The 17,356-nt window shown below is 39.7% G+C and carries 12 protein-coding genes; 7 read left to right on the plus strand and 5 right to left on the minus strand.

Annotation, left to right across the window (positions count from 1 at the left end; translation table 11 throughout):
- Window positions 1-41: 41 nt before the first annotated feature.
- The 3 genes from ACL6C3_RS26050 to ACL6C3_RS26060 all read right to left on the minus strand — a co-directional run bounded on the left by ACL6C3_RS26050 (window position 42) and on the right by ACL6C3_RS26060 (window position 3,920).
- Window positions 42-620, minus strand: a complete 579-nt coding sequence (locus ACL6C3_RS26050; RefSeq protein WP_413162513.1) for a type I restriction endonuclease — start codon at window positions 618-620, stop codon at window positions 42-44.
- 56 nt (window positions 621-676) lie between these two features.
- A complete protein-coding gene (mnmG, locus tag ACL6C3_RS26055) occupies window positions 677-2,593 on the minus strand; it encodes a tRNA uridine-5-carboxymethylaminomethyl(34) synthesis enzyme MnmG (protein WP_413162514.1) in 1,917 nt (638 codons plus the stop codon).
- A gap of 145 nt (window positions 2,594-2,738) precedes the next feature.
- Complete coding sequence (locus ACL6C3_RS26060) at window positions 2,739-3,920, minus strand: DNA cytosine methyltransferase (protein WP_413162516.1); 1,182 nt, start codon at window positions 3,918-3,920, stop codon at window positions 2,739-2,741.
- Window positions 3,921-4,127: 207 nt separating this feature from the next.
- Between ACL6C3_RS26060 and ACL6C3_RS26065 the strand changes: the two genes are divergently transcribed.
- The gene (locus ACL6C3_RS26065) at window positions 4,128-4,688 is read left to right on the plus strand and encodes a tetratricopeptide repeat protein (RefSeq protein ID WP_413162517.1); all 561 of its coding nucleotides are present in this window, start codon (window positions 4,128-4,130) and stop codon (window positions 4,686-4,688) included.
- A gap of 209 nt (window positions 4,689-4,897) precedes the next feature.
- Here ACL6C3_RS26065 and ACL6C3_RS26070 read toward each other — a convergent pair whose 3' ends face one another.
- Both ACL6C3_RS26070 and ACL6C3_RS26075 read right to left on the minus strand, forming a co-directional pair.
- On the minus strand, window positions 4,898-7,984 hold the full coding sequence (locus ACL6C3_RS26070) for a cadherin domain-containing protein (RefSeq protein ID WP_413162519.1): 3,087 nt from the start codon (window positions 7,982-7,984) through the stop codon (window positions 4,898-4,900).
- Window positions 7,985-8,272: 288 nt separating this feature from the next.
- Complete coding sequence (locus ACL6C3_RS26075) at window positions 8,273-9,115, minus strand: sulfotransferase family protein (RefSeq protein ID WP_413162520.1); 843 nt, start codon at window positions 9,113-9,115, stop codon at window positions 8,273-8,275.
- Between the two features lie 491 nt (window positions 9,116-9,606).
- Here ACL6C3_RS26075 and ACL6C3_RS26080 point away from each other — a divergent pair, with 491 nt between their 5' ends.
- The 6 genes from ACL6C3_RS26080 to ACL6C3_RS26105 all read left to right on the plus strand — a co-directional run bounded on the left by ACL6C3_RS26080 (window position 9,607) and on the right by ACL6C3_RS26105 (window position 17,356).
- Window positions 9,607-10,194 (plus strand): PAP/fibrillin family protein, encoded by a 588-nt coding sequence (locus tag ACL6C3_RS26080; protein ID WP_413162522.1) that lies wholly within the window; start codon window positions 9,607-9,609, stop codon window positions 10,192-10,194.
- 516 nt (window positions 10,195-10,710) lie between these two features.
- On the plus strand, window positions 10,711-11,832 hold the full coding sequence (locus ACL6C3_RS26085; RefSeq protein WP_413162524.1) for a glycosyltransferase: 1,122 nt from the start codon (window positions 10,711-10,713) through the stop codon (window positions 11,830-11,832).
- Between the two features lie 14 nt (window positions 11,833-11,846).
- Window positions 11,847-14,072, plus strand: coding sequence for a GumC family protein (locus tag ACL6C3_RS26090; RefSeq protein WP_413162525.1), 2,226 nt, complete (start codon window positions 11,847-11,849; stop codon window positions 14,070-14,072).
- A 60-nt stretch (window positions 14,073-14,132) separates the two neighbouring features.
- Window positions 14,133-15,989 (plus strand): heterocyst formation ABC transporter subunit HepA, encoded by a 1,857-nt coding sequence (hepA, locus tag ACL6C3_RS26095; RefSeq protein ID WP_413162526.1) that lies wholly within the window; start codon window positions 14,133-14,135, stop codon window positions 15,987-15,989.
- A gap of 18 nt (window positions 15,990-16,007) precedes the next feature.
- Entirely contained in the window at window positions 16,008-16,169 is a 162-nt protein-coding gene (locus ACL6C3_RS26100) for a hypothetical protein (protein WP_413162528.1), read from the plus strand.
- A 230-nt stretch (window positions 16,170-16,399) separates the two neighbouring features.
- A complete protein-coding gene (locus ACL6C3_RS26105) occupies window positions 16,400-17,356 on the plus strand; it encodes a glycosyltransferase family 2 protein (RefSeq protein ID WP_413162530.1) in 957 nt (318 codons plus the stop codon).

Here is a 17,356-nt window from a genome sequence, read left to right on the forward strand (position 1 = left end):
GATTGACCGATTTTTTTCAATCCCTTAAGAACATCATAAAACTAATTTCCGGGGTTGGAAATTGAAAAGGATTTGGATAAGCTGTATTCGGCTTTATTTTCACAACTCAGTTTGATAAAAACCGCTTCTCGACCGTTAATAATCAATCCAAAAACGGGTTTTTCTAAGTTGGGACTCGCCACCATGTAAACGAGAGTTTGGGGAAGTGCGACCATCACATCCGCTTTGCTTCTTTTGGTTTCAATAACAGCAATCCAAAACTCTCCCAGAAACACCAAAAAATCGATTTTTCCGCGAATACTATCCCCGTTAACTTCGTCATCAATTTGAACTTCTCTTTCCGCAGCAATAGAAAAGGGAGAATTGAAAAATCCGGCGAGGTCAAGCAACGGCGAAACCACAACAATTTGAACAACTTCCTGCAACATTTCCCGTTTGGCGAGATAGAGATACTGCTGTTTTACTCTATCCAAACGCCGTTTTTCTTCGGGAGTAAGTTCGGGTATTTTATCCAACCAAGTTAGAAAAAATCTGTCTTCTTGCAAAAACTCAAGATTAAATCGGGTTTCTACATCATAAAGCGTTAAGTTGGAAGCGGGAATAACTGGGGTTTTGTTCATAGTCTTCTTAAAATTTAGTAGGGTGCGTTAACCGCAGTTAAACACACCCATTTTTGTTATTTCCCCGCCGTTAATGTTTGTTGACGATTTTGGATTTCTAAATAAATCAACAACGCATTAACATCCGCAGGATTTACACCGCCAATTCTAGACGCCTGACCAATCGTTAACGGTTTGACTTTGGTTAACTTTTCCCGAGATTCCATTGACAAGGTTTCAATCGCCATATAGTTAATATCTTCGGGTAATTTTCGGTTGGCGTGGCGGCTAATTTGGTCGATTTGATTTTGTTGGCGTTGCAGATAACCGGAATATTTAACCTCAATTTCTGCACCCTCTTTTTCCACAGAATCGATATCGGAATTTCCCAAATTATACCGTTCCAAATCAACGTAATGAAATCCCGGACGCCGCAACAAATCCGCCAGGGTAATTGAACCTTTAATTTTCTGTTGCGTATCGGAAACAATAGCAACGGCGACTTCATCCCGTTCTTTAATTCGGGTCGAATGCAGGCGCTCTTTTTCGGCGATAATATTCGCCTGTTTCCGTTCAAAAAGTTGCCATCGGCGGTCGTCAATTAAGCCAATTTCTCGACCCAATGGCGTTAACCGTTGGTCGGCATTATCCGAACGCAATAACAGCCGATATTCCGAACGACTCGTTAACATTCGATAGGGTTCGCGCAAATCTTTTGTACACAAATCATCGATTAAAGTGCCGAGATAACTGCCTTCGCGGGGGAAAACAATCATCTCTTGATTTCGCGCAAATCTAACCGCATTAATTCCGGCAACAATTCCCTGGGCCGCCGCTTCTTCGTAACCGGTTGTACCGTTAATTTGACCCGCACAAAATAGCCCTTCAATTTTCTTGGTCATCAGCGTCGGATAACATTGAGTTGCGGGTAAATAATCGTATTCAACCGCATAAGCCGGACGCAACATAATACACTTTTCTAAACCGGGTAAACTCCGCAACATTTCCAATTGTAATCTTTCCGGCAAACCCGTAGAAAATCCTTGAATGTACAATTCGGGAATATTTCGACCTTCCGGTTCGATAAAAATTTGGTGGCTTTCTTTATCGGCAAACCGCACAATTTTATCTTCAATACTCGGACAGTAGCGCGGCCCTTTTGCCTCCACCCAACCGCCATAAACGGGCGATAAGTGCAAATTTTCCCGAATAATTCGATGAGTTTCTGCGGTGGTTCGTGTCAGATAACAGCACATTTGTTCCCGTTCAACCCACACCTCCGGGTCAAAACTAAACCAGCGAACTTCTTCATCTCCCGGCTGCGGTTCTAACTGGCTGTAATTTACCGAACGTTTGTCAACTCGGGCGGGAGTTCCTGTTTTTAACCGTCCGGTTTCAAAGCCTAACTTATTCAGCGTTTCCGTTAAACCAACCGCAGCAAATTCACCCGCACGTCCGGCGGACATCGATTTATTTCCCACCCAAATAACGCCGCCCAAAAACGTTCCGGTTGTCAGAATAACCGCCTTGCATTTAAACGCGACATCAAAATAAGTTTTTACGCCAATAATTTCATCATTTGCACCCAGTACAACGTCCGTAACCATGCCTTCGCGGATGGCAAGATTTTCTTGATTTTCAACAATATTTCGCATCACCGCAGCATATTCCCGCTTGTCGGTTTGGGCGCGTAATGCCCAGACTGCGGGGCCGCGAGAGTTGTTCAACAGGCGCTTTTGCAGATAGGTGCGGTCGGCCATTTTGCCAATTTCGCCCCCCAGCGCGTCCACTTCGTGGGTGAGTTGGGACTTGGCGGGCGCCCCGACGGCGGGGTTGCAGGGTTGCCACGCTATTTTATCGAGGTTTAGGGTCAACATCAGGGTGCGACATCCCAGACGCGCCGAGGCGAGGGCGGCTTCGCAACCGGAATGTCCGCCCCCGACAACTACAATATCAAATTCGTCTTGAAAGTCTACAGCAGATGTTTGAGTCATTGTGAATGTTTGAGTTTGAGAACTTATTTTTTAATTTTAGCGGTTCTAATTAATGTTCAACAGAGAACTGTAAGAAATCCTGTATTTTTAGCGGCTAGTTAAGATTTTTATTAAAAGTTTTAGTTGAAAGTTCTAGTTAAAAGTTCTAGTTGAAAGTTCTAGTTAAAAGTTCTAGTTGTTTTGATGTCTGCTGAGTATATCCGGTTAAAAATTCTTTAATCGTTGTAGCAATTCCCTTTGCAGCCAAGTAGGGAACGCCATTTCCAATCATTTTAAATAGACTACTCAAAGATAATTCCTGGGGAAGCGCATATTCTTTTGGTAAAGATTGAATTGCCAAGGTTTCAGCAACCGAAAGCCTCCGAACTTTGTAGGGATGCAAATGAACTTCGTTGTTTCCATAGCAAGCTGTCGGAGAATAGCGCCAACGGTGCAGCCGTTTGTAGGATTTTTTGGAGTCATCCCCTTCGTCAACCGATAGAATTTTTTTAATTCCCGCCCGGGGTTGAAAGTGATTTTCGGCGTTTGGATGGTTCAGCACGTCATTTTTTCTAAACCAATTCTCTACAGTTAAGTTTTTAGGAATTCCATCGGGACAGGGGAGAACTGAATTTTCTTGAAAGGGGCTAATTTTTGGCCAGGAGTAGTTGAAAATATCCGCTTTTGAGTAACTCATATATTTATCCCAGGGAAAGATTCCTTCGGGTAAAAAATCGGCTTTTTTTATCTTGATACCCAAATCGGTAATTAGATTTTTTCTAAAGCCAATTAAGATAATTCTATCTCTATCTTGAGCAACGCCGTACTCTAAAGCGTTAATTAGTCTTTCTGTCAGCACGTATCCGGCTTTAATCAGCTTGTCTTTCAGAAATTCAAAGAATATTTTATGTTTTTGAGTTCGATAAAGCCCCTTGACGTTTTCAAACAAGAAAAAATCCGGTTTTTGTTGTATAATTAATTCAATGTAAGTGTCGGATAGTTTGCCATTTTCTCCATTTTGACCTCTGTTTTTTCCCCCTACGGAAAAGTCGGGACAGGGAGGCCCCCCGATAAATCCTATCAGGTCTGATTGTTTTCGAGCATCTTGAACGAATTCCCAAAGATTCAATGCTTTTTTTCCTTCGGTTAGTTGAACAATATTAGCATTTTCTCCACTATTGTAGCCATATTCTGGCTCTGGAAGTAGAAGGCATTTTCTAGAATAACGGTAAGCTTTTATAAAAGTTGGATTAATATCGCTGACATAGGCTATTTTAAAGCCGCTTTTTTCAAATCCTAAGTCTAAAAATCCCGCACCCGAAAAGAATGAAAAGATACAACTGTTCATAGATAATTTTAAAAAATTGTTGAATAATTCAAGTTATCATGGGGTGATTTGTGTTGTCAAGATTAGCTGTAAAATACAACAAGTTTATTTGATGTTAAATTTCATTTTGTAATCCCATAATAGGACTTGCCAAGGACTAACTGTTGAGGTATTCTAAGCTGTAGGCTTGATGAATAAAATGCGTTAACCTAACTTAACAATATACCCATGACTCAACAACCTTCACCCAACAATCAAAGCCTGGTAGAAAAGCTTAAACAGTTTTTCAGAAAAATTGAGAGTAAGCAAAATTTAATTTCTGCTTTAGGAGGAATTACAACCCTAATTGGTGCGATCGCCGCTGCAATTATTTTTATTCTGCCGCCAAAACCTCCCACCAATTGTAGCGGTTTCCTGGTTTATATTCCTGCTGATTCTGATACAATAACATACCTAGAAAAAAAGATTGATTGCTACCGCGATCGCATTGCGAATAACCCGAAAGATGCAGTTGCTTATACTAACTTGGGGGAAGCAGAACGTCGTTTGGCGAACATAAAAAATCACAGAATAAACAAGCGTATGAATGAATTGGAAGCCGCCAAAAAGCATCATTTGACTGCACAAAAATTAGATTTTAAATCGAAAGAAGTTAAACAAGGCTTAGATAAAGTGAATCAAGATATAGAACATTTGGATAAATTAAAAGAGGATTCAATATCGAAAAAGTTTCGAGAAACTATCCAGTCTACAACAAATAAAGTAATGACATTCAACCAACAGCAATAGAAATTTTTACCAGTTTGGGGCGCAATTTTGGGGCGCAAGTTTGGGGCGCAAGTTGGGGGCGCAATTTTGGGGCGCAAGTTTGGGGCGCAAGCAAGAGCGCCCCAACGAGATGTGTTTAAGCGGGTTCTAGAAGATTTCTAGGACTACTCAGAAATTGAGATAAACCCGCCCAACACCATAGCAGAATGAATTAACCGGAGATTATATGATTATCCAATTAGAAAATCATCGGAGGTAATTAAATTGCTATCAATGCCTAACAATGTTGCTAATTCGGCTTGACTGTCTGCGAGTTTAATCAGGGTTGAACCGTTGTCTGAGGTAATCTCTAATTGGTCAAAAGTTAAACCTCCAGTCAAGGCAATTTTATCGACACTATCAGCAAAGTCTGTGATAAAATTATCGTCGAAACTGCTGGAAATATAGAAGCGATCGCTACCTTCTCCGCCTATTAGTGTATCATTTCCAGAGGCGCCAACTAACCAATCATTTCCATCCCCTCCAATCAGGCTATCATCTCCGGCGCCGCCATCGAGGGTATCATCTCCAAAATCACCGAAAAGGGTATCCGAACCGTTGTTTCCGTCTAGCAGGTCATTTCCCTGACCTCCGTAGATGAAGTCATCGCCATCATTACCAGAAATCGTATCAATTCCTGAGTTTCCGTAGAGGGTATCATTTCCTTCGTTTCCTTCAACAATATCATTCCCAATATCCCCAAAAACGAGATCATTATCGACACCACCTTTTGCAAAATCGTTATCTTGACCGCTATATAAAGTATCGTTACCTTCAGCGCCTTCTAGGGTATCATTTCCGCTGTTTCCGTAGATAATATCATCGCCATTTTCACCGGTAATAATATCATTATCTTGATCTCCAAACAAGGTATCATTACCATTTCCGGCTTTAATTTGATCGTTATTTCGTCCTCCGTAAATGGCTTCGCTGTTGGCTTGACCTTCGATGTAGTCATTTCCCCGATTTCCAAAGATTTTCAGGGAGGAAGATGTTGCATAAATGTTGTCATCTCCCTCGAAACCAAATAGATTTTCACTCTCAGATGTTGCTTGGAGGTTGTCTGCTTGGGTGCTTGCTTCTAGACTGCGTTCTTTGGGGATAGAGTTGGGTTTTAGACTCGGAAACTCAATGGCGGAAATGAACTCTGTAGGATCATAAGTTGAGGAGATTTCAAAATTTTCTGAACGAGGAATGGCTGTATTTTCGTCTGTTTGGTTATTCGTTTCTGAGGTATTGTTGTTGTTTTCATTCCCAAAATTACCCGAACTAGAGTTAGAATTTCCGGTGGTATTGGTGTTGGTGTTATCTAGAACAACGCCTTCGCTAACTGGATTGTTTGTTTCTCCGTTATTACCGTTATCCTCACCGGAGTTATCAGAATTTGTGTTATCTTCTGATTTTGGATTTTCCTCACCGAAGTTATCAGAATTAACGGTATTTTTATCGCCGGAATTCTCGGGAGTTTCTGCGTTGTCGTTTCCGGGAGTTTGAGGAGTTTTTGTCGGAGGAGTTTCCTCAGTTTGAGGAGTTTCTGTACCCGGAGTTTCCCCAGTTTGAGGAGTTTCTGTACCCAAATTTTCCTCAGTCGGAGGAGTTTCTATTGGAGGATTTGTAGGAGTTTCTGTACTAGGATTTTCCCCAGTTGTAGGAGTTTCTGTCGGAGGAGTTGTAGGAGTTTCTGTACTAGGATTTTCCCCAGTTGTAGGAGTTTCTGTACTAGGATTTTCCTCAGTTTGAGGAGTTTCTATCGGAGGAGTTTCTGTTGGAGGATTTTCCTCAGTTTGAGGAGTTTCCTCAGTTTGAGGATTTTCTGTACCCGGAGTTTCTATCGGAGGAGTTTCTGTTGGAGGATTTTCCTCAGTTTGAGGATTTTCTGTACCCGGAGTTTCTAACGGAGGAGTTTCCTCAGTCGGAGGATTTTCCCCAGTTGGAGGAGTTTCTGTACTAGGAGTTTCTGTACCCGGAGTTTCTGTACCCGGAGTTTCTGTTGGAGGATTTTCCTCAGTTTGAGGAGTTTCTGTCGGAGGAGTTTCCTCAGTCGGAGGATTTTCTGTCGGAGGAGTTTTGGGAGTTGTTTCTTCGATATCAGTTACATTAATTCCGACAGTGATTGTATCGGTTAAACTGTTATCGCTAACTTCAATGGTTAGAGAATATGCAGTCGGTTGAGTTTCAAAATCCAAACTGCTGTTATCAGCAAGGGTAATTTCTCCCGTATTAGAATTTATGCCAAAGATGTTATTTTCACTTCCACTAATAATATTATAGGTGAGAGAATCGCCATCACTATCAGTAGCGGGAACTTGACCAATAACTAATCCATTTTCTGCATTTTCAGGTAACTCAAAAGAATAATCTGTATTGTTGGCTTCTGTAGTAATAGAAATCGATCCTAACTCAATTTCAGCTTGCGCCGATGGAGTATTATCTCCCAAGAAGATAAAATTCGGTAATTCGTAAGGATCAATACGACCTTTAAATGCAGTATAATCCCGCAATGAACCGGATAGAATCGAATTTCCATCAACGGAAAGGGTATAAGTTTCGCCGAGAATTTTTAGGTCATATTCAACCAAATCGGAAGTTGTATCAAATGCAGCGCTTTCAGCTTGGGTAAATAAGGTAAGATCAAAAGTATGAGGTTGATAGGGGTTGGGTTCAGCAGAGGGATCGCTTTGGTTTATACCGTCTTCCTGCGCCCAAATTTTATCATTTTCAAACCCTAATTCAATACCTTTTTTCCCATCACTGCTAATAACAGTAACGCTAAACCCGGCGCGATCACTTTGACCATCTCCGTTTTTATCACTCCCTGTATTATCTTCGGAAACAACTCTCGCCGAAAAATTAAGAGTATATCCGGTGTTGCGGTTAAGGGTAGGAAATGCGGAATTAACCAAAGTATTCGACATCAGGTTATAGTTACCATAGCCTGCGAATAAATCGGAAAATTCTGTTGTATCAAATGTGGTCGAAGTTCCGTTAGCAGTCGGGATAACAAATCCAGGGGGTAGACTCCCAAACGCCAACCACGAACCGTTTGCGGTGGCGGCTGAGTCGTCAGGAATAACGGCTAAATTTTCATAGAGATTTAATGTTTTGATAAAACTTGGGGCTTGATTTTCTGCAACTTCCTCAGTTAATATTATCGTGGTATCTTCAGGAAAGTTGTCATCTTGGGAGAGAATAGAGCTATCTACTGTTGGAGGAATATCTTGAGTTCCGGGTTGAGAATTTTGTAGATCGGAGTCAAGAAAAAGAATTTGGTTGTTCATGGAAACGGTTAGGAGTAGTCATTATTGAACCCGATTCAGTAGATGCGCTTTTTGATTTGAAATCTTAGTTTTACGCCACTATAATTAACCTCAAATTTTATCAAATTTTGTTTTTTTAAATCCGGTCAAACTTGAGAATAATTCACAGTTTAGGAATAATCTTAACCCCAATTTAGACGAGAATAAAAATAAACGAGGAAATTTATTGGAGGTCATCTAGATGCGTTGCTCTCCTTGAATGCTATTTCCCCGTTCTGAAATCAGTTAAGTTCCTGCACTCAAGTGTATTTATTTGGCAGACGTTTTAAAATTGATAACGTTAGCCAAAGTATTGGTCGTATCTGTCCAAAAGGAGAGTTGACTAAATCGATCAAACAAATCTGGAGGTAGGATACTTCGACGAGGTTTAAATTCAACCCGAGAGCGAACAGTATGTAATCCTTCTGTTCTCAATTTGCGGTCAAATTCCGGTTCCTCATATTCGATACTTTCCAGATCGTGATTGAAGGGTTCTTCTCCAAGAAACTGATAAATTAATGACAGAGTTTGCTCAGGAGCGATCGCCAAAAACTCATAATCTACTAACAACAAACGATCGGCTTGTTCGCTATAAAAAGCTTCTTTGAGAGCATTATAAGCAAAGCCGACCAAGCGATTCCCTTGGCTTAACGCTTCTGTGCGACTGTAAACCGTTGAAATTTCGGCTCGATTTCTAAACATTCTAGAAATTTCAAACGCATTTCGCCGAACTAAACGTTCTAAAGAATCCATAACCCAGGCAACATTACGCACGCAGCAAATGACTTTCGCTTCTGGGAATAACTGACAAATCAGGGGTAATTTACTACACCAAAGACGATTGGTATCAAAAATTACTTTGTTTTCAGTGATCTGTTGTTGATAATAAGCAGAAAATATGCTGAGAATCAGATCTCGTCTTTGCTCTGGAGAAATGAACACGGAGAATTCGTTCTCCTCGCTCATCGCATCCAGCATTCGGCTAACTAATCCCCCGACGGGCGATGTCATTCCTGCATGAAAGCGAGGATTTTGCCGCAGTAAAGCAGCCAGCACTGTTGAGCCAGCGCGAGGCAACCCAGATATAAGATGAATGGGGCTAGATAGAGACACAGCGTGTGTATTGACCTCCTAGAGGCTTTCCAAGCAGATATCCGTAATTTGATCCATTTCGATCAGAGTGCTAACCTGGGATGGTCTCAAGTTTGAGAATTCATCTGTATAAGCACTGAGGATCATCATACTAAATAATACTTCGGTTTGGCTCTAGATCAAGGATACCTTAGAAAAAAAACGACATCCAGTCATCCGGTTAAACCTTTACAAACTCTTGACAATTGCTATAATGACTTTACTTAACCTTTAAAATAGAGCGAAATTAATGATTGTTCACTTGTTATTGGGTTGGGAGGGTTCAATTGAACAGATTAGAACTAAAAATTCTAGAAGCCGATCTGCAAATTAAAGGGAAAAGTGGCTAGAGTCTTTTTCTTTGGATCAGACCTGAGATAGATTTCATCAAATTTTCAATTTGCTAGATTGGCTTCGTATATCTAGTCCAATCAAAAAATCTTGGTACACCTTCGACAAAAACTCTTCCTCCAATGATGAAAAAGGCAAGATTGTTAGAATTGATTGCCGGAAAAAATCGGGGATTATTAGCCAATGAGTTAGATCGTCAAGCGATTTTGGCGGCGATCGCTGAACTGGAAGATTATAATCCCAATCCCAGACCTTTAGAAGTCCCCGAACTCTTAGAGGGGAACTGGCAACTTTTGTATACCAGCAGTCAAGAATTGTTAGGAATTGATCGCTTTCCCTTTTACAATTTAGGGAAAACCTACCAATGTATACGGGTCAAAACAGGTAAAATCTATAACATTGCTGAAGTTCTCGGTATTCCTTACTTAGAAGGTTTGGTGAGTGTGGCTGCTCGATTTGAAGCGGTGTCCGAACGAAGAGTCGAAGTAAAATTTAATCGTTTCGTTATTGGTTTGCAGCGTTTTCTCGGTTATCAATCTGCCAATCAATTTATTAATGCGATTGAGTCGGATCAAAAATTTTTAGGAGTAGATTTTAAGATCAACCCCGAGAATCAACAAGGATGGTTAGATATTACTTATTTAGATGAAAATTTGCGAATTGGGAGAGGGAATGAGGGTAGCGTATTTATCTTGACCAAAGTCCCTTAATGGGAAGGGGTAGAGAATAGAAATGGCGATCGCTATCTGGACTTTAACCCATCATCAAAGAGTGAACGAGTCGGGTTAATCAACAGCCCAGACCAACCAGGATGGCTGAGAATAGTCAAGAGTTTAATCCGATCAAGATTGATGCAGTCCAATTAAAGTCTTGAATTTACCGCCCTAATTTTTAGTATCAATGATTACACTTAAAAACCGATAAAATACTGTTGTTTATTCATCAAGTTATGTGATAATATTACGGATAATAGTTCAACGGAAAGGAGGAGGTTAATCATTCCTCAAATCTTTCGATTTTCAATCAATAGGTATGTAGAAAAAAATCGCAATTTTTGAGGTCAATATTCGTTAAAATTTATCGACCAAATTTCCCGTAAAGTCGAAAGGAAAATCGACAATTTTAAAACGGGCAAAAATTTTAAATTTGAGAGATAACTGTTGGCGAATTTAATTCGACAGCTAACTGTTCTAATCAATTGTTTGAATAGAGAAAAGGTGCAGAGGATGAAAATAGCTTTAGTTCACGACTATCTAACTCAAAGGGGAGGAGCAGAACGTGTTTTTGAACTGCTTTGTCATGCCTTTCCCGAAGCAGATATTTTTACTTCATTGTATGAACCCCAAGAAACAATCAACCTCGAAAATCGACTGGTATACACAACAGCACTGCAAAATATACCGGGAGCATCCAAAAACTTTAGACTACTAGCACCCTTTTATTATAGAGCTTTTCGGTCTTTAGACTTGGAAGACTACGACCTAATTATTAGTAGTAGTACCAGCTTTGCTAAAGCCGTGAGAAAGCGACTGGGAGCCAAGCATATTTGTTTTTGCCATAATGTGACTCGTTTTCTGTGGGATACCAATACTTATTTAGAAAAGTATCAAAAGTATCGAGCCTTTTATCCGTTTTTAGAGCAAGTATTCCGGGCGATGAGAAAAGCCGATCATAAATATGCTCAGGAACCGGATGTCTATATTGCCAATTCTACAGAAGTCGGCAATCGGATTCGGAAAATTTATAATAAAAATGCGATTGTAGTGAATTATCCCATCGATACCAGTAAGTTTTTATTTTCTAATTCCAAAGAAGATTATTATTTAGTAGCATCGCGTTTCTTAGGATATAAACGGATTGACATTACAATTAAAGCCTTCAACCAACTGGGATTGCCATTAAAAATCATTGGCAGCGGACCCGAAGAAGAATATTTAAGATCTTTAGCAAAAGAAAATATTGAATTTTTGGGTTTCGTGAGCGATGAACAGCGCCAAGAATTAATGGCAAATGCCCGTGCTGTAGTTGTTTCTGCCTTAGAAGATTATGGTTTAGTTCCAATCGAAGCCAATGCGAGTGGTACACCGGTTATTTCTTATGGTGCGGGGGGAGTATTAGATACTCAAATTCCCGGATATACCGGGTTATTCTTTCAGGAACAAACACCCGAGTCTTTGTGTGAAACCTTAAGAGAATTTCAGAAGATTCAATGGAATTATCTGGCCATTCGAGATCATGCGGTTAGCAAGTTTTCAAAACCCGCATTTTTTAGCAAGCTGGAACCTATCTTTCAACAAGTTTGTGGGCGGAGAATTATAATAGAAATGCCCCAGGTTAAAATTGCATAGGTAGAAAGAAGGTTATGACATCGAGCTTCTCTGAGAACAATTCTGAAGCGGATTTAGGGTACGGCAAATTATTAGAAATTATTCTGCGCCGACGCTTTTGGCTGCTCAGTATATTTGTAACCGTTCTCTCGATTGCAGTAGTAAAAACCAAATGGTACACCGAGCCAACCTATGAAAGTAAAATGCAGCTTTTAGTTCAGCCGAATTTTCCGGCAAAAACCACTTTAGAAGGAGAACAGGAAACCCTATCTTCTGAAGAAGATTATGCCACTCAATTAACACTCATGCGAAGTTCTCAGTTTACAGAAAAAGCAGCCCAGTTACTCCAATCTGAATATCCGTTAATAGAAGCAGAGGACATCGAGAAAAATTTAACCCTATCTCAAGTTGAAGAAGGAGACACTCAAACTCGGATTTTTGCCGCCGTTTATACGGATAACGATCCAGTGAAAACTCAAAAAGTTTTAGAAGCCTTACAAAAACTGTATTTAGACTATAATATCGAACAAGATCGACTGCGTTTAGAGCAGGGTTTATCATTTATTAATGAAGGCTTGCCTACCGCTCAAGAAAAATTAATTCAAGCCGAAGGATCGTTAGAAGAATTTCGCGAACAACAAAACCTTATTGATCCCGAACAGGAAGCCAAAGCAGTCAGTGAGGCGCTGAATACGGTAGAAAAAGATCTACTGGAAACCCGGATTCAATATCAAAGTGCTAAAGTGCTTTATGAAACCTTGCAAGAGCAACTCGAATTGTCTCCCCAAGAGGCCAAAATTACCGCTCGTTTAAGCGAATCTTCTCGTTATCAAGAGTTACTCAATCAACTTCAACAAACAGAGGTCGAACTCGCCCAACAACGGACAATATTTACAGATGCCGATCCCGAAGTTCAAAAGCTACTTGAACAGCGTCAAAGTTTACTGGCATTATTGAGGCAAGAAATCGTCAGAGTTTTAGGAAGAATTCCACCCGAACTCAATATAACGACCGAAAATTTACTGAAAGCCGGACAACTCAGCGGTCTGGATCAAGCCTTAGTTCGTCAACTGGCTGAAACTCAAACGGAGTTAGAAACGTTACAAGCTCGACTCCAAAGTTTGGCGGCGAGTAAAGAGGAACTTCGGGCAGAATTGAATCAATTTCCGAGCAAAATTGCTAACTATAACCGCCTACAACCCGAAGTTGAAATTCAACGAATGACCATCGATAGGCTCTTAGAAAAAAGACAAGAATTGAGCTTAGAAATTACTCGTGGAGGTTTCAATTGGCAAGTTGTAGAACCTCCCCAGTTAGGAAGGCAAATCGCACCCAGTTTGAAAAAGAATTTAGCTTTGGGTGGAGTGGTCGGATTATTCTTAGGGGGAATTGCCGCTTTCTTGCGAGAAAGTATGGATGATACGGTGCATAGCTCGGACGATTTAAAGGAAAAAGTTACGATACCTTTACTGGGAATTGTGCCTAGAATTCCTCATCACCAAGTCAGCGGTTCGATTTTAAATGTATCTTTCTGGAAATCATCCAATCAAGATCCTGTAATTTTACAAACCATTTATTGGCTTCCTTTTCGAGAATCTCTTGACTTGATTTACAAAAATATTCAACTGCTCACTTCTCCAAAAAAGCCGAAATCTCTCTTGGTGACTTCAGCACTCAACGGAGCGGGTAAATCCACTTTAGTTGTAGGATTAGCTTTTAGTGCAGCCCGGTTACATCAAAATGTTTTACTCATAGATGCAAACTTGCGTTCTCCTGGACTGCATGAACAACTCAATCTTCCCAATGAACAAGGATTATCAACCTTCTTGTCGAGCGAAATTTCTATCCCGCGTTTGCATCAAATCTCTGCATTGGGTTTGAGCATCGACGTGTTAACAGGAGGGCCAGTTACTCCCGATCCCGTTAAACTTTTGAGTTCTAATAAAATGAGGCAACTTATGAGAATTTTTGAAAGAAATTACGATCTAATACTATTAGATACTTCTCCGGTTCTTGGAACGGTTGATGTTCTAGAAACGGCATCTTTTTGTGATGGGGTTGTTCTGGTCGAACGGATCGATCAAGTTACTCAGTCCGAACTCAATCAAGCAACAGCAATGTTGAAGAAGTTAAACGTTATCGGAATAGTAGCAAACGGAGCCAGTCAGAGCAAAAACAATCAGATGACTTCTGTAGAAAGAAATGGTAAGCTCTCCAATTCAATGACCCACTCAATTATTAACCTTAGAGATTATAGCTAAACTTTGTTAATAAAAGTTCAGTTTTTTTATCCCGACAATTGAATTGGATACTGTTGAAATATGACTCAAACTCTACAACTCAAAAAAAATTTTAAGCATTGGCTCAAAAGAACGAACATTTGGAAAGATAATTCTGTTATCTTTAAAGAATTTAAAAATTTTCGTCAAACGCTTAGTTTAGCTATATTATTTACCTTCTTTGCGGCTGCCTTTGAAGGATTTGGAGTGGGATTTCTTTTAACATTTCTCCAAAGTTTAACGGAACCTGATGCCGAGCCAATTCGTACAGGGCTTGAATGGTTTGATCTTTGGATACTGGCAGTAAACGCTCCAATGATTGAACGAATTTATCGAATATCTGCCCTAATTTTTCTCACGACATTAGCGCGAACCAGTATGATGTATCTGAGTGAAGTCTACAGTGGATTGTCTCAGAGTTATCTCGGATATTACTTGCGAGTTCGTATATTTGAACAGCTTCAAGGACTCAGCTTAAGCTTTTTCAGCAAAACTCGATCCGGAGAATTAATTAACAGTATTACCTCCGAAATCGGACAATTAATGCAAGCCGTTCAACTTTTCTTTTTTATCTTAGTTAGAGGCTCTGTTTTAACTGTATATATTCTTTCAATGATGCTGCTCTCGTGGCAGTTAACCATTCTTTCACTGATACTGTTTAGCTTACTCACCGTTGGAGTTTCTACTCTTATTAAGCGAGTTAGAGAGATTAGTTTTGAAAAAACAAAAGCCAGAGGCTCCTATACCGCAACCGCCATTGAATTCATTAATGGAATTAATACAGTACAAGCCTCTGCTGCGGAAGACTTCGAGCGTAAACGTTTTTATGAAACCAGTAATAAACTATTAGATACAGAGCGCAAGACTGTTACCTATAGTGCATCAGTAGTTCCGATTTCCGAAGCCGTAGCCACCCTAATTTTAGTGGGAATGCTGCTGTTATCTTTTGCCGTTTTTATTCCAAACAATCAATTACAGGTTTCTTCCTTACTAACCTTTCTATTCATTCTATTTCGCTTAATGCCTATTACTCGTCAGCTTAATAATGCTCGGACAAAGCTGAGTGGATTCCAAGGCTCAATTGATAATATTAAAGAACTCCTGAGAACCGATGACAAAATTTACCTCAAAAATGGGAATCAGCCTTTCTTTAAATTAAACGAAGCGATTGAATTTCAATCGGTTGACTTCGGTTATGATGGAAAGGATTTAGTTTTGCAAGATATTAACTTAAAGATTAAACGAGGAGAAACAACCGCATTAGTCGGTGCATCGGGAGCGGGAAAAACAACCATAGCCAGTCTAATTCCTCGGTTTTATGATGTTACTCAAGGTCAAATTTTAATCGATGGAATAGATCTGCGAGAATTTGATATTTACTCACTCCGTCGAAGAATTTCAGTGGTGAGTCAGGATACATTTATTTTCAACACGACCGTTCGAGATAATATCGCCTATGCTTTAGAAAATGTCGAAGAAGAAGCTATAATACAAGCGGCAAGATTTGCCAATGCTTTAGATTTTATTCAAGAACTCCCCCAGGGATTGGATACAAAATTAGGAGATCGAGGTGTACGATTATCGGGAGGTCAACGACAACGAATTGCGATCGCCCGCGCCATTTTACGCGATCCTGATCTACTAATTTTGGATGAAGCTACCAGTGCTTTAGATTCAGTTTCAGAGCGATTAATTCAAGAATCAATGGAAAAATTAGCCGAAGGTCGAACGGTAATCGCTATTGCTCATCGACTTTCAACCATTGTGCGAGCAGACAAAGTTGTAGTGCTTGAACAAGGAAAAATTGTTGAAGAAGGAGGTTATCAAGAGTTGTTAGAACAGCGAGGAAAACTTTGGAAATATCATCAAATGCAACATAATTTAAGTCAAGCTAGCTAAACAGGATGGAAAATAATCATGCAGAGTCCAGAGGTTAATTATCCGGCAGTTCTTCCAAATTCTATGGGTATTTTCTATTATGTAAAAGGGGAACGCTGGATAAAAGAGGCATTGCAATCGGCTCAAAGTGTAAAGGCTGCCATGTCCAATATTAAAATTGCAATCGTATTAGTTTTTTGAAGATCTTAAGTACAAACATCAGCGTTCTCATTAACAACTCTAACTAAAGCAGGCAAATTGTGCCTTGACAGGCTATGCTTTCTATTACACGATTTGCACTCCTAACTCTCACATAAAATTTTTGCGGAAAAACAAAATCAACAATAAATTTGGGGTCAAACAATTGATAAAAATTACCTCAAAAAGCTAAAGTTCAAAATCAAATTCGTCCAAACTTAACATTAAACTCCATGAATAAAAAAATTGATGTTTCGGTTATTATTCCCACATACAATCGACTTCCAATGCTAAAGGAAGCGCTGGATAGTATATTTTCTCAAGACTATCCGGGAGAGGTAGAAACTATTGTTATTGATGACAATTCTCAGGATGGAACTTCGGAATTTATAGCCAGAGAATATCCCGATATTCATTTAATTAGTCTCAAGCAAAATGGGGGAGCCGCCGCCGCACGAAATCGAGGTTTATCAGTAGCCAAGGGGAGATACATTGCTTTTCTCGATTCCGATGACCTGTGGGAAAAAAATTATCTCCAATCTCAAATCTCAGCTTTAGAAGGTAAAGATAAATGTTTCAGCGTTAGTAATATTGTGGTTTGGAACACCGTAAAAAATAAAAAACAAATTCGAGTTTTGCAGCCCAATTTGCAAAAGTATACTTCACCCCTTCATCATCTGATGGTCGGAAATTTCATTCATATTCCCTCCTGTGCCATTTTTCCTCGTCAAGTGCTGGAAGAGGTGGGTTTATTTGATGAGAGAATTAAGCGGGGCGAAGATGCAGACTTCTATGCTCGGTGTTTAATTGCCAACTATACTCCTATTTTTACAAATCAACCTCTGGCAATTCAACGCAAGCACAATCAAGGACAGTCAACGGATATCAAAAATCAAGAAGAGAGAATCAAAAATAGGTTGTTTATGATTCAAAAAAATTATCCTCTAATTGAAAATAAAGGTTGCTTAAATGTTTCTCAAAATCGGCTCTATGGAGATGTATATAAAAAATATGCTAAATTGTATCTCAAACAAAAGAATATTCGGCAATGGTTGAGATGTTCAAAAAAGCTGGCTGATTATACATCTTGGGGTTGCGCTTTATCTAATATGAAAAACGATCTCCAAGAGAAAATACCAAATAAGTTGACATTCTCAAGAGTGTTAAAAACTTCTCAAAAATCCAATTAG

Origin of the sequence: Capilliphycus salinus ALCB114379 (assembly GCF_047276495.1) — a bacterium.
GTDB classification, from domain to species: Bacteria; Cyanobacteriota; Cyanobacteriia; order Cyanobacteriales; family Microcoleaceae; genus Capilliphycus; species Capilliphycus salinus.